Here is a 14,675-nt window from a genome sequence, read left to right as displayed (position 1 = left end):
ACATTTTGCTATTTAGAATTAGTATAGTTAGTTTTGTATTCATATCACTACCAGAACTGTAATCATTCATCCATGACATTTAAGAAGTTAGCAGGAAAGCTCCATTTATACCTGGGGCTCGTTTCCGGAATCGTGGTATTCATGGTATCCATCACCGGCTGTATCCTGGCTTTTGAACAGGAAATAAAAAGCTTTACCGAACCGCATAGATATACTGAGGTGCCTCAGAATGCCAGGCTTTTGCCTCCTTCCGTGTTGAAAAGCAGTGCCGAGAAAGTGATGGAAGGAAAAAAGGCCAACGGGGTGCTGTACGGAGTCACAGGCAGAAATGCTGAAGTCGGTTTCTACAATGCTGATCCCGAGTACTACTATGTTGTGTATGTAAATCCTTACACAGCTGAGGTCAAAAAGATATGGAATGAAGATGAAGATTTTTTTCACTGGATTCTTCATGGGCATTATTACTTATGGTTACCAGCTGAAATCGGGCAAACTGTTGTGGCTTCTTCGACCCTGATTTTTGTGGTCATGCTGATTTCAGGATTAATACTTTGGTGGCCAAAGAATAAATCTGCTGCTAAACAACGTTTTACTGTAAAATGGGATGCTGCGTGGAGACGTAAAAATTATGATATACATAATGTCTTTGGGTTTTATGTGATGTCCATAGGATTGATACTTGCACTTACAGGTTTGGTTTGGGGCTTTCAGTGGTTTTCTCAATCGGTTTACACCGCGACGGGTGGCGACGGGTCAGATGTCTATTACAATCCAACTTCAGATACAACAGTAACGCATCTGGTGTCGGAGCCGGTAGAGTCTGTAGATAAGGCCTGGCTTAAACTCGTGAAGCAGTATCCTAATAATGAGGGGATTAATATATCAATACCACATCTTAAGTCAGAATCCATTTTCTCTTATGTGAATTTCCGGTCAGGAACTTACTACAATGTAGACTATACCTATTTCGATCAGCATACCCTGAAACCAATTAAAGCAAACGGTCCTTATTCAGGGAAATACAGTGAGGCAGATTTTTCAGGAAAACTGAGACGTATGAATTATGATATTCACGTCGGTGCTATTTTAGGATTGCCGGGGAAAATTCTGGCATTTCTGGCAAGTCTTGTTTGCGCAAGTTTGCCGGTTACAGGGTTTATGATCTGGTGGGGAAGAAATAAAAAGAAGAAGCCTGCCAAGAAAAACCTAAAAAACACTCAAACCAGAATTGGCAGTGAAAAGATAAAAATGAAGCCGGAGGCAAGTTGATTGCTTCCGGCTTCATTACTTATGAACGAGCTATTTTTTCTGATATACCCTTACGTAATCAATCTCGTACTTGGCAGGAAATTCGGTGTTAGACGGATCTCCACCATTATCCCCGCCAATCGCCATTCCTAAAAGCATATAATGAGGCTGGCGGAAAGGGTTCTTCTTAGGCTCTTTGTCGTTGTAGGTTTTTTCAAGATCCACATCACTCAGTAAAATATCATCTACATATAGCTTGATGCTTTTCTCATCCCAATACATGCGCCATATATGAAATTTTTCTGACCATTTTGGATCGTTAAATTCTGATATTGGCTTTTTGGTGGTGTGCCAGTTTCCTTTCCATTTTTGCATAGATCCGTGTACTGTATTGGCCAACAGGTCGCCGCGATAGTATTCCATAATATCAATTTCCCCATTCTCAGGCCATTCGCCTTCGTTACCCAATGTCCAGAATGCCGGCCACATTCCGGGGCGCGTATCAATTTTGGCTTTCATTTCGAACCGGCCATATTGCCAGCTTTGTTTACCTTCTGTGATAATACTGGCAGAAGTATACTCAGAGAATTCCCGGTTTTCTTTCCAGTTGGTACTACCTGTCTTATATTTTGGATTTTTTATAGCCTCCCGTTTGGCTTCAATAATGAGTTTACCATCCTTGCAATAAGCATTTTCACCCTGATACCATTGCTGTTCATGGTTTCTGACAAATCCATGTTCTGCTTTCCAGTTTTTGGGGTCAGGTTTTCCATCCTTATTGAATTCATCTGACCAGACTAGCTTCCACTGTGCCTGAGAAGGCGCCAGGGAGATCATAAAAAAAGCGCTGAGTAATAATTGTTTTTTGAAATACTTCATTTTAAGATTTAGAGAACAGAAGTGAGAATGTCGGACAAAGAAAAACAATAACGTGGAAAGTAATCTATAAAATATAGCGATTTAGCGGTTTGAAGCAATATTTGTCAATTCCTTGAATAGTCATTTTATTTAATATACTTTTAACTGACATCGGTCGTCTGCTTGTTTGTGATGACCTAATTTTACAGAAATCATAAATTGAATGAGTAAAGTATTTGATATAGCGAAGAAGGCAGGATTGGACGGTTTCATGTTAATGCTGATCAGTATGATTGGTCTTGCGTATATCTGGCCCGAGCCAGGCATGAGCGAAAGTCCGGTGCCCTTGATTAAAATTTCCACATATGCAGTTTCACTGATTTTCTTTTTTTACGGTCTGAGGTTGAGTCCTGAGAAACTAAAGGCCGGTTTGGCCAACTGGAAGTTACATGCCATGGTACATTTGTCCACTTTTGTACTTTTTCCACTTTTGGCACTGGCATGCCGTCCGTTTTTTCACGGTGAAGATCACCAGTTGATGTGGCTGGCCATATTTTTTCTGACAACCCTGCCTTCCACTGTTTCGTCTTCGGTAGTAATGGTTTCTATTGCAGGTGGAAATATCCCGGCTGCCATTTTCAATGCGAGTATATCAAGTCTGATGGGCGTTTTTATTACACCTTTGTGGATGGGAGTAGTGCTTGATACTGGAGCGGGTAACTATGATATCATGTCGGTGGTCGGCAAATTGTCGCTGCAGGTTCTACTGCCTGTAGCTCTTGGGATTTTACTCAACAGAAAATGGGGAGCCTGGGCTGAAAAAAATAAGACATATATCCGCTATTTCGATCAGTCATCTATATTATTGATTGTTTACACCTCATTCTGTGAGTCGTTTGGCGAACATCTGTTCAGTGAGTTTGAAATGAAAGATATTTTATTTTTGGGAATGGGAATGCTCGCGATGTTCTTCGCTGTATACTTTTTGCTGACTTTCTTTTGCAGGATGCTGGGTTTCAATAAAGAAGATGAGGTAACTGCAGTATTTTGCGGCTCCAAAAAATCACTGATTCAAGGAGCTGTAATGTCAAAAGTGCTGTTTTCAGGAGCTCAGGCTGGTATTATGTTATTGCCAATTATGCTATATCATGCACTACAGCTTATTGCAGCCAGCATTATTGCGCAGCGCATCGCCAGGCAGCAGAAAGAGAGTCAGTTAGTCAAATAGATCAAAATAGTCATGAGGATATTGTCGTGGTTGGTACGTTTAGCCGTAATTGTAGTATTGTTAATCGGAGCGCGCGCCATCTGGAATTCAGTAATGCACGGTGATGGTCTGAAGAGCTTATTTTCGGGTAAAGATCAGACTGAAACTGTTCATACAATTGTGCTGCAGGAAATCACTGCGATGGGCAAACTGGAGCTGGTGAAGTACAATTTCAAGGATGTAGTGGAGCAGGAAATTGTGAAGATGTGGCTTCCGAATGCAAAAGCGGTTCTGATTGTTCAGGGAGAAGCGATTGGTTGTGTGGATTTGACGAAGATCAATATTGCTGATATTACTTCCGAACAGGAAACGCTGGTGGTGCACATGCCCGAGCCGGAGCTGTGTGTGTTTAAAATAGATCACGAAAAATCGAAAGTTTACAATACTGAATATGCCTTTATGGAAGAGGCAAAATTGGTTCAGGATGCCTACAAGCAAGCAGAAAAACAGATTCAGAAGTCGGCGCTTGATATGGGGATTCTAAAGCAAACGGAAGAAAATGCTACTAAAATCCTGACGCCCGTTCTGGAAAAGGCATCAGGTAAGAAGGTGATTTTGAAATTTCCTATGAGTGCACGTGTTGAGAAGTTGAGATGATATATTGAACATATCCCGGTAAATAAACTTACTATGCTTACACTGGAAGGACTAAGACAGTTAATACAGGATGATCAGCTGGAGACAGTCATCGTTGCTTTTACCGATCATTATGGCCGGCTTCTTGGAAAAAGGGTTGATGCCGAATTTTTCCTCGATGATGTGTGCAACTCAGGTACGCATGGATGTGATTATTTGTTGACAACTGACATTGCCATGGAGCCGGTGCCAGGATACGATTATGCCAACTGGGAATTGGGTTATGGTGATTTTCATATGGTTCCGGATTTGTTGACATTAAGATTGGCCTCCTGGCTGGACAAAACCGCCATTGTACTTTGCGATCTCCATAACGACAAATCACATCAGCCTGAAAATATTGCACCGAGATCTGTGCTGAGAAAACAACTTGAAGCACTTTCAGCTGATGGACTGATTTGTAAAGCAGCTTCAGAACTTGAATATTATCTTTTAGAAAACAGTTACCGGCAGGCTTTTGAACAAAATTACCAGAACCTGAAACCTGCTGGATATTATCTGGAAGACTACCACATATTACAGGGAACACGCACTGAAAAATATACTGCTGCTGTGCGCAGGCATTTAAAGAAGTCAGGTATTCCGGTTGAGACTTCCAAAGGTGAATGGGGGCTGGGGCAGCACGAAGTGAATATACGGTACTCGGAAGTGTTGGCCATGGCTGATCATCATGTTGTGTATAAACAATGCCTGAAAGAGATTGCAGATTCTATGGGGCTTTCCATAACTTTTATGGCCAAGTTTGCGACAGACCAGGCGGGTTCAAGCAGTCATTTACACCTGAGTTTGTGGAAAGATGGGAAAAATGCTTTTGTAGGAGATGAGCAAATAGGGCCGGTTAAAGGTTCAGCTATTTTTAAATGGTTTCTGGGAGGTTGGATTAAGCATGTACCTGACGTGATGCCTTTTTATGCTCCGACCATTAACTCCTATAAACGTTATGTAGATGGCTCCTGGGCACCAACACGATTAGCCTGGAGTTATGATAACCGGACGGCGGGTTTCAGAGTGGTAGGTAAAGGAGAAAGTTTGCGAATCGAATGCAGGATTCCTGGTGCGGATTGTAACCCCTATCTTGCTTTTGCTGCATCGTTGGCATCGGGATTGGATGGTATTAAGAATAAAATTGAACCGCCTGAATGTTTCATCGGAGATATTTATGCAGCCGCTCATTTACCGCGCGTGCCGTATTCGCTGGCGGAGGCAACGTCATTATTTGAGAATAGTGCTTTTGCAAAAGAAACATTCGGAGAAGATGTGGTAAAGCATTACAGCCATTTTTTCCGGATTGAGCAAAAGGCTTATGATAAATCGGTGACGGATTGGGAGAGGAAGAGATATTTTGAGCAGATATAGGTTTTTAGGTTGCACAGAGGTCCACTGAGGAAAAATGAGAGCCACAGAGTTTTCCATACTCTAAAAAATAAAAACTCTGTGTATCTCTGATATAATCTCCGTGGTTCTCTGTGTAATAAATACAAACACCCATACATATTAACACCAACAAAAAATGCGCCTAAAAGACAAAGTTGCACTTATTACCGGCGGTAGTGGAGGAATTGGCCGGGAAACCGCCTTGCTTTTTGCAAAGGAGGGAGCGAAAATTGTAGTCACGGATGTGAACGACGAAGGCGGCCAGGCTACTGCCGACGAGATCAATGCGGCAGGAGGTGAAGCATTTTTTATTCATTCCGATGTATCCAAAGCGTCTGATTGCGAGGCGGCTGTTGCTTTTACGGAAGAGAAATTCGGAAAGCTGAATGTCATTTTCAATAATGCAGGTATCATGCATAGCGATGATGACAATGCTGTTACTACAGAAGAAGCAGTTTGGGATCTGACGATGAACATCAATGCTAAGGGTGTTTTCTTAGGATGTAAATATGGTATACCAGCCTTGAAACGTGCTGGTGGCGGCTCTATTATCAATACGGCGTCGTTCGTAGCTATTTTAGGGGCAGCCACGCCGCAGGTTGCTTACACTGCCAGTAAAGGTGCCGTACTAGCGCTTACTAGAGAATTGGCCATTATTCACGCACGTGAAAATATACGTGTCAATGCACTATGTCCCGGTCCTTTGCGTACGGAGTTACTAATGAAATTCCTGGATACAGAGGAGAAAAAACAACGCCGTTTGGTTCATATACCCATGGGGAGATTCGGAGAAGCCAAGGAAATGGCGTACGCTGCATTGTTCCTGGCATCCGATGAGGCGTCTTTTGTAACCGGTACTGATTTTCTGGTAGACGGCGGTATTACTTCTGCATATGTAACACCGGTATGAGAGCATGGGGCATAGGGCATAGGGTCTTAACCCTCTCCCCTTTGCCCCAAGCCCTTTGCCCTAATCCCCCAAGCCTATAGCTCCAAATGCCTACTCAAAAAACAATAAGTCCTATTGATGGTTCGGTTTATGTTGAACGTGAACTGGCCACAGAACCGCAGATCGTAACCGTACTTGCAAAAGCAACTGTTGCTCAAAAGGAGTGGAAGAAAACCACTTTGGATGAGCGCAAAGCAATTTGTGAAAAATTCATTACCTACTTTCTCGATCATGCTGACGAAATCGGCTTGGAGCTGACGCATCAGATGGGGCGGCCTGTCAGGTATACAGCCAATGAAATTCGCAAGGGGTTTCAGGAGCGAGCACGTTATATGATTTCCGTAGCAGAGCAAGCTTTGGCTGATGTGCAGGTTGCAGAACTGGAAGGTTTTACACGTTTTATCAGACGTGATCCCGTAGGCGTTGTTTTCGTGATAGCGCCATGGAATTATCCCTATCTGACTTCAGTCAATACGGTTATTCCGGCGATTTTGTCTGGTAATGCTGTAATTCTGAAACATGCTCAACAAACTCCATTGTGTGCAGAACGTTATGCAGCAGCATTTGAATATGCCGGTTTGCCGGAGGGCGTTTTCCAGTACTTGCATTTAAGTCACGATCAGGTTGCCGAAGTGATTGGTGATGAGCGTATCGATTATGTCGCTTTTACTGGTTCGGTAGAAGGTGGCCAAGCTGTTCAGACTGCTGTAAACAAGCGGTTTATTGTTGCCGGGCTGGAGTTAGGAGGAAAGGATCCTGCGTATGTGAGGGCAGATGCCGATATTGCCAATGCAGTGGAGAATCTGGTGGATGGAGCGTTCTTCAATTCGGGGCAATCCTGCTGCGGAATCGAACGGATATATGTACATGAAGCTATTTATGATAAGTTTATTCACGGATTCGTAGCATTGACGAAAACCTACACGTTGGGTGATCCGCTTAACTCGGAAACAACATTGGGACCCATGGTCAAAGCCTCGGCTGCGGAGTTTGCTCAAAAACAGATTGACGAAGCAGTTGCACAAGGTGCTAAGGCACTCATTGATCCGGATTTGTTTCCTGCCAATAAACCAGGGACACCTTACCTTGCACCGCAAGTATTGGTAGATGTTAGTCACTCTATGCGTGTTATGACAGAGGAGACTTTTGGGCCTGTAGTCGGAATTATGTCCGTAAAAAACGATGAGGAAGCAATAAGCCTGATGAACGACAGCGCCTACGGACTTACTGCATCTATTTGGACAAAGGATGTAGAGAAAGCGGTGGAAATTGGTGAACAGGTACAAACCGGCACGTGGTTCATGAATCGCTGCGACTATCTGGATCCCGCTTTGGCCTGGACAGGCGTCAAGAATTCAGGAAGAGGATGTACGTTGTCTGTAGTTGGATATGAAGCGTTGACGCGGCCTAAGTCATTTCATTTGAAGATAGCTGACAGCTGATAGCTGTTGGCGTTAAGCTGTTATTCAATGGTTGCTGTAAATTTCCAAAGGCTAAATTTTTTACGATGTTTTAAAACTTTTTGATATTACTCAAACAAATCTCATTTAAACAGCTAATTGCTTTCAGCTCATAACTCACGGCTAAATTATGAAAGTCGGTCTTCTGGAATGTGATCATGTACGGGAAGAGTTGGTGCATATTGCCGGTGATTACGGTCAGATGTTTCCAGCGTTATTTTTGCAGGTTGCTCCTGACTGGGATTTTAGTTTCTACGATGTATGTAACGGGCATTTTCCGGAATCGGCTGATGAATGCGATGTGTATATTTGTACGGGTTCCAAAAGTTCGGTGTATGACAAGGAACCATGGATTGAAAAACTGAAGGATTTTGTACAAAAAATATTTCACTCTCAAAGTGTATTCGTAGGTGTTTGCTTTGGGCATCAGTTACTTGGAGAAGCATTGGGAGGGAAAGTGGAAAAATATGCCGGAGGCTGGTGTGTAGGAATACATACTCTGAAACTGTTGCAGCAGGAGTTGTGGATGCAACCTGCACAATCTGAGTTGAATTTGCTGATGATGTGTCAGGATCAGGTTTTAAAACTTCCGCCTGATAGCCAACTTTTAGCGAGCGCAGACAATTGTCCGAATGCCATGTTCTCTGTAGGAAACAGAATGTTAGGAGTTCAGGCACATCCGGAATTTCCCCGCGAATATAACCAGGCACTGATGGAACTGCGTGTAGAGCGTATAGGAGCTGAAAAAGTACGAGAGGGAATTGCCACTCTGGCTCTGCGCTCTGATGAGCTGATATTTGCCGGATGGGTTCGGAAATTTGTAGAGAATGCTTTGAAATAGTTAAAAGATGATTGTTACTTTTACGAGTACATTTTTATATACCAGTAGTTGACATGACCGAAATCAGTACAGAGTCCAGGCGCCAGATACTCAGTTCTCATCAGACAAACCAGAAGATTCGTCGTATTGCCTTTGAAATTTATGAACAGAATTTCGAAGAAAAGAGCATTATCATCGCAGGTATTGCAGGTGAAGGTTATGCGTTTGCACAAAGGCTTACGGCCGAACTAAGCGCTATTTCACCGCTGGATGTTCAACTGATTGAATTACGTTTTGACAAGAATATTCACCATCAAAGTCTTATTCATTTCGATAGAGATACTGAAGTAGAAGGAAAAGTGGTAGTGGTTGCAGATGATGTTTTGAATACGGGGAGAACCCTCGCTTTTGCACTTGAACCTTTTCTAAAGGTAAGGATGAAAAAAGTGCAGGTAGCCGTAGTTGTAGACAGAAGCCATCACCTTTTCCCTGTTCACGCGGATTATGTCGGTTATGCATTAAGTACAACCATCAGCGAACACGTGCAGGTGATATTGAGTGATTCAGCAAAGGAGGGAGTTTATTTGAAGTAGTTATTATTGGAAATAAAGAAATAATGAAAAACCCTGATCGCCGCCGGCAATCAGGGTTTTTCTGTTAGTTATAAACTCTTCTGAGTTTGATGTTTTCAACTGGTCGGATGATCAACGGTACTTTTTCGATCTTCACAGAGCTGCTGTCGAGCCCGAACCATTTGTCTTCCGCGGTAGTGAAATCTTTCACAAAGAAGTATGTTTTCATTACCATCTGCTCGAAGAACGGAAGGTCATTTTCAAATGACAGGAAGCGTTCCAATACAACGAACCGGAAATCACCGGTAATGTTCTGACGGTTCAGGGATTCGTAACGACTGGTAATATCAACCTCTTTGTTTAATACCATATCTTCAACCACTTTCCTGAAAAACAGGTTAATACGCTGTTCGACTCTAAAACCTAAGCGGAAGTTGATTTTGATTACATTGTCATCATCATCGTCATCTGCCATCACTTTGTATTCCATTGTATACGGATCATCCGTGGTGTCCACATGCAGGAACCAATAGATGTCAGCCCGTTTAGGCCGCTTTTGAAAAATAGAATAAATGACCTTTGTTTCGATTTCCGTAGCGCGGGAAGCATTGGTCATAAAAACCAGGTGCGTAGCATATTTCGGAATACTGATATCACGGCTCAGCTCATGCAAGGCTGGCAGGAACTTGTCAATTTTGGTGTATTCGGTAAGTCTTAGTTTGATATAGAAAGCGCGAAGCCATACTGTCATTAATCCTGCGACAATCGCTCCTACCAAAATTGTGAACCAGCCACCATGTGTGAATTTAAGCAGGTTTGCTCCAAGGAAACTTATTTCTATACACAGGTAGAAAAGCATAAATGCTATCACGATGTATAGATTTACCCTTTTCAGATACAGGTAATAGGAGAATAGGATTGTGGTCATGATCATGGTAAGTGTAATTGCCAGACCATAGGCCGCCTCCATATTTGACGATTTTTCGAAATACAATACCACACCCGTACAACCCAGCCACAACAACCAGTTGATACTTGGTACATAAAGCTGTCCTTTCTGATCACTTGGGTAATTAAGGCGAACCTTAGGCCAGAAGTTAAGCCGGATTGCTTCGGATATTAATGTGAACGAGCCGGTAATTACAGCCTGACTCGCAATTACTGCAGCCATTGTCGCAATCACTACACCTGGCAGCAACCACCATTCCGGCATAATTTCGTAAAAAGGTTTGCGGCCTTCCAGCGTATTTCCCAGCTCCGAAATCAACCATGCACCTTGTCCGAAATAGTTAAGCAAAAGGCATATTTTAACAAATACCCAGCTGATTCGTATATTTTCCCGTCCGCAGTGACCTAAATCTGAGTAGAGTGCTTCGGCACCTGTTGTACAAAGGAATACGGCTCCAAGCATCCAGAAACCGCCGGGATGCTGTGTAAGCAGGCGTATGCCATACATCGGATTGAAGGCTCTGAGGATTTCAGGATGTTTGATCACCTGAAAGAATCCTAATACGCCCAGCATCATGAACCATGTAACCATGATAGGGCCAAAAGCACGCCCTACAACTTTGGTGCCAAAGGCCTGTATTACAAAAATGACAGTGAGAATAGAGATAACAATCGGGATGGTCTGGATATCCGGATAAATGAGCTGCAAACCTTCCACAGCCGATGAAACCGAAATGGGAGGCGTAATGATACCATCTGCAAGAAGGGTACTACCACCAATGACAGCCGGTACAGTGAGCCATTTGGCGTGTTTTCTAACCAAGGCATACAACGCGAAAATCCCACCCTCTCCGCGATTGTCTGCGCGCAGGATCAGGATTACGTATTTGATGGTGGTTAAAAGAGAGAGCGTCCAGAAAACGCAGGATATGGAACCATAAATCAGTTCCTCTGTAATGACTTCGTTTAATAAAATCGCCTGCATGGCATACAACGGCGATGTTCCTATGTCGCCATAAATAATACCGAATGCGACAAGCACGCCAGCGGCGGAAATTTTATCAATATTATGCTTCGATTCCATCTACATTTTTTACAAAAACGGCGAAAGGTAGGAAACCGTAAGCAAACTATTATCAGCCCCGCAAAAAATTAATATTCAAGGCTCGATTAATACTCAAAAAAAGGTTTTGTAAAGAAGGAAAATGTTCAATCCAATGATCACAAGCGTTATAATCCAGCTGATTATGGTGAGTATACGAGAGTTGGCAAACTTACCCATAATCTTCTTGTTGGAAGTGAAAAATACAAGAGGGACAACGGCGAAACTCAATTGCAGGGAAAGGATTACCTGGCTAAGCACGAGTAATTCTGCTGTACCTTTTTCTCCATATATTGATGCGACTATCAATGCAGGAACAATCGCGATTCCACGGGTGATAAGTCTGCGTACCCATGCCTTTAAACGTATGTTCAGAAATCCTTCCATGACGATTTGTCCGGCCAGTGTACCGGTAAGCGTGGAGCTCTGTCCGGATGCCAGAAGCGCGAGTGCAAAAAATACACCGGCAAGACTTACACCCAATATCGGATCCAGTAAGTGATAGGCATCTGTAATATCTGCTACTGTAAAATGCCCGTTTTTATGAAAAGCACTGGCAGCAAGAATCAGTATAGAACCATTAATAAAAAACGCAAGTCCAAGTGAGACGGTAGAATCGATGGTGGCAAACTTAATGGCTGATTTCTTGCCTGCTTCGTCTTTGTTAAATGCTCTTGTCTGAACAATGCTGGAATGGAGATAAAGATTATGCGGCATCACAGTGGCTCCCAAAATACCTATAGCAATGTAAAGCATGCCCGGATTGGTTACAATCTCGGCTTTTGGTATTAGTCCATCCAGCATACCAGCCACGGAAGGCTGGGAAACAATCATTTCGTAGGCGAAACAAAGCAGAATAATTCCCATCAGGCCGGCCACGATGCTCTCAATGATACGGAAACCTTTTTGTTGGAAATATAAAACCAGCAGAACGTCCAGGGCAGTAAACACAACACCAACAGGCAGGGGTAATCCGAAAAGCAGATTCAATGCGATTGCGGAACCGATCACTTCAGCCAAATCTGTGGCAGCAATGGCGATCTCGGATAGTATCCACAATACGAATGATACCGGACGGGAATAATAATCCCGACATGCCTGCGCCAGATCCCGGCCTGCTGCTATGCCCAGTTTGAGCGATAAATGTTGCAAAAGCATGGCAAACAGATTGGAAATCAGGATAACGGACAACAGCGTATAGCCAAATCTGGATCCTCCTTCTATGTCGGTGGCCCAGTTACCCGGATCAATATAGCCTACCGCTACCAGTAAACCAGGTCCGGTAAACGCCATCATTTTTTTCCAGAAGCCGGCTCCTTCCGGGACTGATATTGATGAATGAACCTCCGAAAGTGAGGCCAGCAGCTCAGGTTGTTGTATATGGTTTTTAGGGGATTCTTTCACTTTGTAATTCTCCTATATTCGTTCCGTGTACCCCGATAAGGGTTATTGAAAACAAATATAAGATATAATTGAAATATTTTTTAGGTTAGTCTAAATTTTTTTAAGATGATTTGAAAATTGTACTTTTGCCTATTAGATTAAATAAAAGAGAGAAGTTGCGAAGACATCTCTTTAATACCAGATAGTTTTATCAACAGATTATCTTTTAGTTTATGGCGAATGGCCGGAGGCTGAAAGCTGATAAATATGCAGAATTCTTTCACAGAGGAAAATTATTTAAAAATCATCCATGCTCTTTCGGGCAGAGACGGGGTAGAAGTGAGTACCAATGCGCTGGCTGAGAGTACTTCTACACGTGCGGCTTCGGTAACAGATATGTTGCGCAAGCTGGCAGACAAAGGATTGATTCATTATAAAAAATACCAGGGTGTAACACTTACAGAAGCTGGCGAAAAAGTAGCGATCAGTGTGATCCGCAAACACAGGCTTTGGGAAGTTTTTTTGGTAGAAAAACTGGGATTTGGCTGGGATGAGGTTCATGATATAGCAGAAGAACTGGAACATGTACCTTCCAACGAACTTGTGGAAAGACTTGATGCTTTTTTAGGACATCCTCGTTTTGATCCGCACGGAGATCCGATACCGGATGCAAAGGGCAATCTGACGGATCCTGACTATTTAATTCTTACAGACGTGGGGATAGGTGAAAAAGTATTGATGATGGGTGTATTAGATCACGCCCCCTCTTTTCTTCAGCATCTGGACCGTTCCGGCATTACTTTGGGCAGCGTACTGGAAATAACAGAAATTAACGAATATGATAAGTCCGCTTCTGTACGGATCAACGGCAGTCAAACGTTGTTCATTAGTCTTGAGGTGTCTAAAAATTTACTAGTTCAGCGCCGATGAGACTTAACCAGCCATGAGATTAAAAATACTCGATCGTTATCTGATCAAAAATTTCCTGATAACCTACGTTTTCGTAGCCTTCGTCATCGTGCTTATCATCTGTATGATCGATTATACAGAGAAAGTAGACAACTTCCTTGAAAAAAAGGCGCCTCTGAATGCGATTATCATAGATTACTATCTCAATCTGATTCCTTATTGGATTAACTACATCAGTCCGCTGATGGTGTTTATTGCGACCGTCTTCTTTACATCCAGAATCGCAGCGAGGACCGAAGTTATTGCTATGCTGAGCAGCGGGATCAGCTTCGGGCGTATGTTGCTGCCCTATATGATTGGTGCGTCGGTATTGGGTGTTGTAACGTTTTTGCAGGTAGGCTGGATTTTGCCATTGGCCAACAAGGTGCGTAATACCTTTGAAAAAACCTATGTCAAGAATGAGTTCTATTTCAGCGGAAGAAACGTACATATCACCATTGCTCCGGATGTATATGCTTATCTGGAAAGCTACAATACCGCTTCCAAGACAGGAAATAAATTCACAATGGAGACTGTCAAGGATAATAAACTTGTACAGAAATTTTCGGCTGATAAAATTGTGTGGCAACCCAAAAAGGGCAAATGGACACTACAGAACTATCAGATCAGGACACTAGACAGCCTGAGCGAAAAAATTAAAACCGGTGTAGAGATTGATACAACTATTAATCTGTTTCCGCGTGATTTTGAAAGTGACTACAACCTTTTCGAAACCTTTACGCTACCCGAGCTCAATGCCTATATTGATTTGCTGAAAAGTCGTGGTGCTGACGGGCTGGAGGTGTATATGATCGAAAAATATACCAGATTTACGCAGCCATTCGCCATCTTGATTCTTACTGCAATCGGTGTAATTGTGTCTGCCCGGAAAAGCAGAAAAGGAGTAGGCTGGCAAATCGCGCTGGGTTTCATGCTGGCGTTTATCTACATACTCTTTTTCCTTTTGTCAAAAGGTGTTGCAGAAGCAGGTACTATCAATACATTATTTGCAGTCTGGCTACCGAATATTGTTTTCTCGTTTATCGGTTTGATTTTGTACAAAACCTTGCCGAGATAGCTTACAGACCTTTCAATGGGTCCGAAAATTGA

The 14,675-nt window shown here is 42.9% G+C and carries 13 protein-coding genes; 10 read left to right on the top strand and 3 right to left on the bottom strand.

Features of this window, described 5'->3' with window-relative positions:
• Positions 1-72 precede the first annotated feature (72 nt).
• A complete protein-coding gene (locus tag DSL64_RS12895) occupies positions 73-1,269 on the top strand; it encodes a PepSY-associated TM helix domain-containing protein (RefSeq protein WP_115831310.1) in 1,197 nt (398 codons plus the stop codon).
• Between the two features lie 30 nt (positions 1,270-1,299).
• Here the strand turns inward: DSL64_RS12895 and DSL64_RS12890 are convergent, their stop codons facing one another.
• Positions 1,300-2,127, bottom strand: coding sequence for a glycoside hydrolase family 16 protein (locus DSL64_RS12890; protein ID WP_115831309.1), 828 nt, complete (start codon positions 2,125-2,127; stop codon positions 1,300-1,302).
• Positions 2,128-2,329: 202 nt separating this feature from the next.
• Here DSL64_RS12890 and DSL64_RS12885 point away from each other — a divergent pair, with 202 nt between their 5' ends.
• From DSL64_RS12885 to DSL64_RS12855, 7 genes are all read left to right on the top strand, one after another.
• Positions 2,330-3,334, top strand: coding sequence for a bile acid:sodium symporter family protein (locus DSL64_RS12885; RefSeq protein ID WP_115831308.1), 1,005 nt, complete (start codon positions 2,330-2,332; stop codon positions 3,332-3,334).
• Between the two features lie 12 nt (positions 3,335-3,346).
• Positions 3,347-3,970, top strand: a complete 624-nt coding sequence (locus DSL64_RS12880; protein WP_115831307.1) for a DUF4230 domain-containing protein — start codon at positions 3,347-3,349, stop codon at positions 3,968-3,970.
• Positions 3,971-4,003: 33 nt separating this feature from the next.
• Positions 4,004-5,365 (top strand): glutamine synthetase family protein, encoded by a 1,362-nt coding sequence (locus tag DSL64_RS12875; RefSeq protein WP_115831306.1) that lies wholly within the window; start codon positions 4,004-4,006, stop codon positions 5,363-5,365.
• Positions 5,366-5,519: 154 nt separating this feature from the next.
• Positions 5,520-6,293 carry a glucose 1-dehydrogenase gene (locus DSL64_RS12870; protein WP_115831305.1) on the top strand — a complete coding sequence of 258 codons (774 nt, stop codon included), beginning with the start codon at positions 5,520-5,522 and terminating at the stop codon, positions 6,291-6,293.
• A gap of 86 nt (positions 6,294-6,379) precedes the next feature.
• Positions 6,380-7,774, top strand: a complete 1,395-nt coding sequence (locus DSL64_RS12865; RefSeq protein WP_115831304.1) for an aldehyde dehydrogenase family protein — start codon at positions 6,380-6,382, stop codon at positions 7,772-7,774.
• Between the two features lie 148 nt (positions 7,775-7,922).
• Entirely contained in the window at positions 7,923-8,633 is a 711-nt protein-coding gene (locus DSL64_RS12860; RefSeq protein WP_229217068.1) for a glutamine amidotransferase-related protein, read from the top strand.
• 53 nt (positions 8,634-8,686) lie between these two features.
• Positions 8,687-9,205 (top strand): phosphoribosyltransferase family protein, encoded by a 519-nt coding sequence (locus tag DSL64_RS12855; protein ID WP_115831302.1) that lies wholly within the window; start codon positions 8,687-8,689, stop codon positions 9,203-9,205.
• A 64-nt stretch (positions 9,206-9,269) separates the two neighbouring features.
• Here DSL64_RS12855 and DSL64_RS12850 read toward each other — a convergent pair whose 3' ends face one another.
• Positions 9,270-11,216: a KUP/HAK/KT family potassium transporter gene (locus tag DSL64_RS12850; protein WP_115831301.1), complete on the bottom strand. Its 1,947-nt coding sequence runs from the start codon at positions 11,214-11,216 to the stop codon at positions 9,270-9,272.
• Positions 11,217-11,309: 93 nt separating this feature from the next.
• A complete protein-coding gene (locus DSL64_RS12845) occupies positions 11,310-12,638 on the bottom strand; it encodes an Nramp family divalent metal transporter (RefSeq protein ID WP_115831300.1) in 1,329 nt (442 codons plus the stop codon).
• Positions 12,639-12,884: 246 nt separating this feature from the next.
• Here DSL64_RS12845 and DSL64_RS12840 point away from each other — a divergent pair, with 246 nt between their 5' ends.
• A complete protein-coding gene (locus tag DSL64_RS12840) occupies positions 12,885-13,547 on the top strand; it encodes a metal-dependent transcriptional regulator (RefSeq protein ID WP_115831299.1) in 663 nt (220 codons plus the stop codon).
• 13 nt (positions 13,548-13,560) lie between these two features.
• Positions 13,561-14,643, top strand: coding sequence for an LptF/LptG family permease (locus tag DSL64_RS12835; protein WP_115831298.1), 1,083 nt, complete (start codon positions 13,561-13,563; stop codon positions 14,641-14,643).
• Positions 14,644-14,675: the final 32 nt, after the last annotated feature.

The sequence above is a fragment of the Dyadobacter luteus genome (genome assembly GCF_003383615.1).
Classification (GTDB): Bacteria; Bacteroidota; Bacteroidia; order Cytophagales; family Spirosomataceae; genus Dyadobacter; species Dyadobacter luteus.
The sequence above is the reverse complement of the archived record's forward strand: the minus strand, read 5'-3'. Positions and strand labels throughout refer to the sequence as shown.

Excerpts from the sequence above, each read along its gene's own strand:
- DSL64_RS12835 (WP_115831298.1), top strand. The coding sequence starts at position 13,561 with ATGAGATTAAAAATACTCGATCGTTATCTGATCAAAAATTTCCTGATA.
- DSL64_RS12890 (WP_115831309.1), bottom strand. The coding sequence starts at position 2,127 with ATGAAGTATTTCAAAAAACAATTATTACTCAGCGCTTTTTTTATGATC.
- DSL64_RS12860 (WP_229217068.1), top strand. The coding sequence starts at position 7,923 with ATGAAAGTCGGTCTTCTGGAATGTGATCATGTACGGGAAGAGTTGGTG.
- DSL64_RS12840 (WP_115831299.1), top strand. The coding sequence starts at position 12,885 with ATGCAGAATTCTTTCACAGAGGAAAATTATTTAAAAATCATCCATGCT.
- DSL64_RS12895 (WP_115831310.1), top strand. The coding sequence starts at position 73 with ATGACATTTAAGAAGTTAGCAGGAAAGCTCCATTTATACCTGGGGCTC.
- DSL64_RS12865 (WP_115831304.1), top strand. The coding sequence starts at position 6,380 with ATGCCTACTCAAAAAACAATAAGTCCTATTGATGGTTCGGTTTATGTT.
- DSL64_RS12880 (WP_115831307.1), top strand. The coding sequence starts at position 3,347 with ATGAGGATATTGTCGTGGTTGGTACGTTTAGCCGTAATTGTAGTATTG.
- DSL64_RS12875 (WP_115831306.1), top strand. The coding sequence starts at position 4,004 with ATGCTTACACTGGAAGGACTAAGACAGTTAATACAGGATGATCAGCTG.
- DSL64_RS12885 (WP_115831308.1), top strand. The coding sequence starts at position 2,330 with ATGAGTAAAGTATTTGATATAGCGAAGAAGGCAGGATTGGACGGTTTC.
- DSL64_RS12870 (WP_115831305.1), top strand. The coding sequence starts at position 5,520 with ATGCGCCTAAAAGACAAAGTTGCACTTATTACCGGCGGTAGTGGAGGA.
- DSL64_RS12850 (WP_115831301.1), bottom strand. The coding sequence starts at position 11,216 with ATGGAATCGAAGCATAATATTGATAAAATTTCCGCCGCTGGCGTGCTT.
- DSL64_RS12855 (WP_115831302.1), top strand. The coding sequence starts at position 8,687 with ATGACCGAAATCAGTACAGAGTCCAGGCGCCAGATACTCAGTTCTCAT.